The organism is Alcanivorax sp. P2S70 (genome assembly GCF_000475295.1).
In the GTDB taxonomy this organism is placed as follows: Bacteria; Pseudomonadota; Gammaproteobacteria; order Pseudomonadales; family Alcanivoracaceae; genus Alcanivorax; species Alcanivorax profundi.
Genome location: NZ_AXBZ01000039.1, coordinates 1 through 4,308 on the forward strand (window position 1 = coordinate 1; position 4,308 = coordinate 4,308).

General features: G+C 58.0%; 4 protein-coding genes. 1 reads left to right on the forward strand and 3 read right to left on the reverse strand.

Annotated elements, in window-relative coordinates; genetic code table 11:
- Window positions 1-209: 209 nt before the first annotated feature.
- The 3 genes from Q672_RS29465 to Q672_RS29475 form a co-directional block, all read right to left on the reverse strand.
- Window positions 210-1,256, reverse strand: a complete 1,047-nt coding sequence (locus tag Q672_RS29465; RefSeq protein WP_022986117.1) for a phosphotransferase family protein — start codon at window positions 1,254-1,256, stop codon at window positions 210-212.
- Between the two features lie 81 nt (window positions 1,257-1,337).
- Window positions 1,338-2,546, reverse strand: coding sequence for an acyl-CoA dehydrogenase family protein (locus Q672_RS29470; RefSeq protein WP_022986118.1), 1,209 nt, complete (start codon window positions 2,544-2,546; stop codon window positions 1,338-1,340).
- Between the two features lie 72 nt (window positions 2,547-2,618).
- The gene (locus Q672_RS29475; protein ID WP_022986119.1) at window positions 2,619-3,296 is read right to left on the reverse strand and encodes a histidine phosphatase family protein; all 678 of its coding nucleotides are present in this window, start codon (window positions 3,294-3,296) and stop codon (window positions 2,619-2,621) included.
- 186 nt (window positions 3,297-3,482) lie between these two features.
- Here Q672_RS29475 and Q672_RS29480 point away from each other — a divergent pair, with 186 nt between their 5' ends.
- On the forward strand, window positions 3,483-4,286 hold the full coding sequence (locus Q672_RS29480; RefSeq protein WP_022986120.1) for an enoyl-CoA hydratase/isomerase family protein: 804 nt from the start codon (window positions 3,483-3,485) through the stop codon (window positions 4,284-4,286).
- Window positions 4,287-4,308 lie beyond the last annotated feature (22 nt).

Consider the following 4,308-nt stretch of genomic DNA (forward strand, 5'->3'; position numbering starts at 1 on the left):
GCTGGCCCGCACTCGTTGTTGCGCTTTTTCGATGGATGGACATACACCTTCAAAATCGCGCCTAGATTGCGAACCAGCCTGAAAGACTGAGCACGCAAGGAGTTGTTCAGAGGTTCCCTTGCGCTTCTTTGAGCACTTTTATGACCTGTCTGCAGTCTTCAGCGTGCCGCCAGTGTTGTGACCCACGGCGCCCTTATGGGCGCCTTTTCTCAGGCGCCGTTGTGAATAATGTCCACCGCCATTTCGGCCAGCGGTTTCACCAGCGCACCGACCTGTGACGCTTCCTTACTAGAAGCATTGCCATCCACCGCCCGCTTGGCGACACCCTGACAAATAGCCGCGAGGCGGAAGAAACTGAAGGCCAGATAGAATTCCCAATTGTCGATTTTGTCGATACCCCGACGCTGGCAGTACATGTCGACGTACTCCTGCTCGGTGGGAATACCCAGTGCCTTGCGGTCTACCCCCTGCATGCCGGCCATCTTGGCGCCACGCTGGGGCATACGCATCCCCATACACTGGTACGCCAGATCCGCCAGCGGGTGGCCCAATGTCGACAGCTCCCAGTCCAGCACCGCAATCACTTTCGGCTCGGAGGGGTGCCACATCATGTTGTCGAGACGGAAGTCCCCGTGCACCAGCGCCACCTGCCCATCGTCTTCCGGCAGGTGTTTTTCCAGCCAGGCAATGAGCTCATCCATGGCGGGAATCTCTTCCAGCTTGGAGGCTTCATACTGCTTGCTCCAGCGACCCAGCTGACGCTCGAAATAGCTGCCAGGCTTGCCGTAATCGCTCAAGCCAACGGCCTCCAGATCCACACTGTGCATCGCAGCCAGGACACGGTTCATCTCGTCGTACATGGTCGCACGCAAGGCATTACCGGCATCGCCGTCGCCCGCTTCCGGAAGCGCCGCGCCCCACAGGATGCGACCTTCACAAAACTCCATCACGTAGAACATGGAACCGATGACGTCACGGTCTTCACACAAGTGGAGCACCGTAGGGACAGGCACATCGGTGTCTTTCAGCGCCGCCATGACACGGTACTCGCGATCGACAGCGTGGGCAGACTTGAGCAGCTTGCCCGGCGGCTGGCGACGCAGCACATAGGCACCGGAGGGGGAAGTAATCTTGAAGGTGGGGTTGGACTGCCCCCCCTCGAACTTGTCGGCCTGGATCGGGCCCTTGAAGCCGTCAATATGCTGTTCGAGGTAACGGGCCAGTTTTTCGGTATCCAGCGTATCCACCTGGGACATGGAGCTCTCCTGTTGTTCTGTCTGTGCTGCTCAAATGGCAAAGCCCGGTGTGACGGATCACACCGGGCAAGCGCCCTCGTCTCAGGCGAAACGTTTGGCCAGATTGCGGCCCAGCTGCATCATGTGCACCTGATCCGGCCCATCGGCCAGACGCAGGGTACGTGCATAACTGAAGAAGTTGACCAGCGGGGTATCCTGGCTCAAGCCCACCGCACCGTGGACCTGGATCGCCCGATCGATGACATTTAACGCCATATTGGGCGCCACCACCTTGATCATAGCGATCAAATCCTTGGCGACTTTGTTACCTTCGTTGTCCATGGTGGCCGCTGCTTTCAGCGTCAGCAGGCGAGCCTGCTCGATTTCACACCAGGATTTGGCCAAATCTTCGCGTACAGAGCCCTGCTTGCTCATGGGCTGGCCGAAGACCACGCGCTGGTTCACGCGCTTGGCCATCAGCTCGAAGGCTTCCTGTGCGGCACCAATCAAACGCATGCAGTGGTGAATCCGGCCCGGCCCCAGGCGGCCCTGGGCGATCTCGAAGCCACGGCCCTCACCCAGGATCATGTTTTCCCTGGGTACGCGCACGTTGTCGAAAATCACTTCTGCGTGCCCTTCCGGCGCATCATCGTAACCAAACACCTTCATGGGACGCACGATCTTCACGCCCGGGGTGTTGGTGGGGACCAGAATCTGGGACTGCTGCTCATGACGGTTGGGGTTATCCGGGTCGGTCTTGCCCATCACGATCATGATCTCGCAGGTCTTGCGCATGGCCCCGCTGATGTAGAACTTGCGGCCATTGATAACGTAGTCGTCACCATCGCGCTCGATACGCGTCTCAATATTGGTAGCATCGGAAGACGCCACTTCCGGCTCGGTCATGGCAAAGGCACTGCGGATCTTGCCTTCCAGCAACGGCTCCAGCCATTGCTTTTTCTGGGCATCGTTACCGTACTTGGCCAGTACTTCCATATTGCCGGTATCAGGCGCCGCACAGTTAAACGCTTCCGAGGCAATACGGCTGCGGCCCATTTCTTCGGCCAGCGGTGCATATTCCAGATTGCTCAGCCCGGCGCTGTATTCACCGTACTCTTTCGGCAGGAACAGGTTCCACAACCCCTGCTCCCGGGCCTTGGCTTTCAGCTCTTCCATCACCGGCGGGGTTTCCCACGGACTCTTGTCCAGTTGCTCGTGAAACAGCTCTTCCACCGGGCGGATTTCGGTGTCGATGAAATGACGGACACGGGTAATCAGATCCCGGGTTTTTTCACTGTACTGAAATTCCATGAAGCTCTCCCTTGGTTATATCGTGGCCGCCGGGTGCAGTCTTATGCTGCTTCTGAGCGGCCCCTGCTGCGATCAAAAATAGGTAATGGCATCCAGACGATCTGTGCGATCCAGATGCGGCACATTGTTGAAACCGGCCAGGCGAACCACCTTACGGTTGAAGAACCCGTGAGCCACGCTGGTATTGCGAATTTGCAGGTTCAGCTCCACCACTGTTTCGTCGGCGGCTTGCAGTACCTGTTTCATGAACATGGCCATGGCCCCACCGGAACTGACAATCACGACCCTGTCCCGCTCACTGTAGTGCGACTGAATATGTGCCCGTGCGGCAGCGACCCGGTCGGCAAACATCTGCCAGGTTTCCGGCAGGTCACCGGTCAGTGAGTCATCGCGCCAGTGGGTCATGGCTGTTTTCAGCGCCTTGTAGAAGGCCGCCGCTGACGCCCCTTCCGGCGGCGCCTGATCGGGGTGCTGAGCCAGGTAGGCATCGACAATGGAGTGGAAATCGAATTCGTTCAGGCCCGGCTGAATATCCACGGGCAACTGCACGCCAAGCCCCTCGCAAATCCCGGCACCGGTTTCCTGATGCCGAACCAGATCGCCAGTAATCAGTGCATCAAAGCCCATATCACGCTCGGCAAAGTACTCCCCCAGCCAACGGGCCTGTTGGTGCCCCAGCGGGGAAAGCTGATCGTAGTTATCGCTACCGAACGACGCTTGTCCGTGACGAACAAGGTAAAACTGGGCCATGCCGGTCTCCTTGGGCAAATTCAGGCAGAGACCCAGCCTAGAGGAGCCAGCATAGTTAGTGAAATTGATATTTTGAATCCCGACCAATAAGTCTCATGCATAGGCAATGATGTTTTATTTGGAACACTATTTCGTTATTTTGATTATCTCTCGAATGTTATGACCACGGATTAAACCGGAGGCCCAATGGCAACACCCCCACAGGAAATGGAACAGCAGATCGGTCTGGAAAGCCGCCACATCACCGCTCAGCTACAGGACGGGGTCTTGCACCTGACTCTGGACCGTGCCGACAAGCTCAATGCCCTGACCAAGGCCATGTATGAGGATCTGACACGTGCGGTAGAGCATGCCGCCGGCAATACGGCGGTGCGCGCCCTGCTGTTTAGCGGCAAGGGGCGCGCCTGGTGTGCGGGGAACGACATCGGTGATTTCCTCAATGCCGATCCCGCCAGCCGTGAGGGGGGCAAGCTCAGCCCGGCCATGATCCTTGTCCATGGCCTCATGGCCCTGGACAAACCCACTGTGGTGGCCGTGCAAGGCAGTGCCACCGGTATTGGCACGACCCTGCTGATGCATTGTGATCTGGTCATCGCCGCCGATAACGCGCGCTTCAAAACCGCCTTTATCGACCTGGGCCTGGTACCTGAGGCCTCTTCAAGTCTGCTGCTCCCCATGCTGATCGGTCGCCAGAACGCGGCCCGTCTGCTAATGGCAGGCGATACCCTGAGCGCCGAAGACGCCGAACGCTGCGGACTGATTGCCTACCGCACCCAGCCCGATGCCCTGGAAGCCGACGCCATGGCACTGGCCCAAAAACTGGCCAGCAAATCTCCCACCGCCATGGCCATGACCAAACAACTCATGCGCCACGGTCACGATGCCCTCAAGGCCCAGATCGAAAAAGAAAGCGTGATGTTTGCAGACAGGATGTTCAGCGAAGAAACGCGGGCGATCTTTGCGGGATTTTTGAAAGGTAGTGAACAGTGAACAGTGAACAGTGAACAGTGAA

Bases quoted from the DNA above. Each gene is read 5' to 3' on its own strand.
- Q672_RS29465 (WP_022986117.1), bottom strand. From the start codon at position 1,256: ATGTCCCAGGTGGATACGCTGGATACCGAAAAACTGGCCCGTTACCTC.
- Q672_RS29470 (WP_022986118.1), bottom strand. From the start codon at position 2,546: ATGGAATTTCAGTACAGTGAAAAAACCCGGGATCTGATTACCCGTGTC.
- Q672_RS29475 (WP_022986119.1), bottom strand. From the start codon at position 3,296: ATGGCCCAGTTTTACCTTGTTCGTCACGGACAAGCGTCGTTCGGTAGC.
- Q672_RS29480 (WP_022986120.1), top strand. From the start codon at position 3,483: ATGGCAACACCCCCACAGGAAATGGAACAGCAGATCGGTCTGGAAAGC.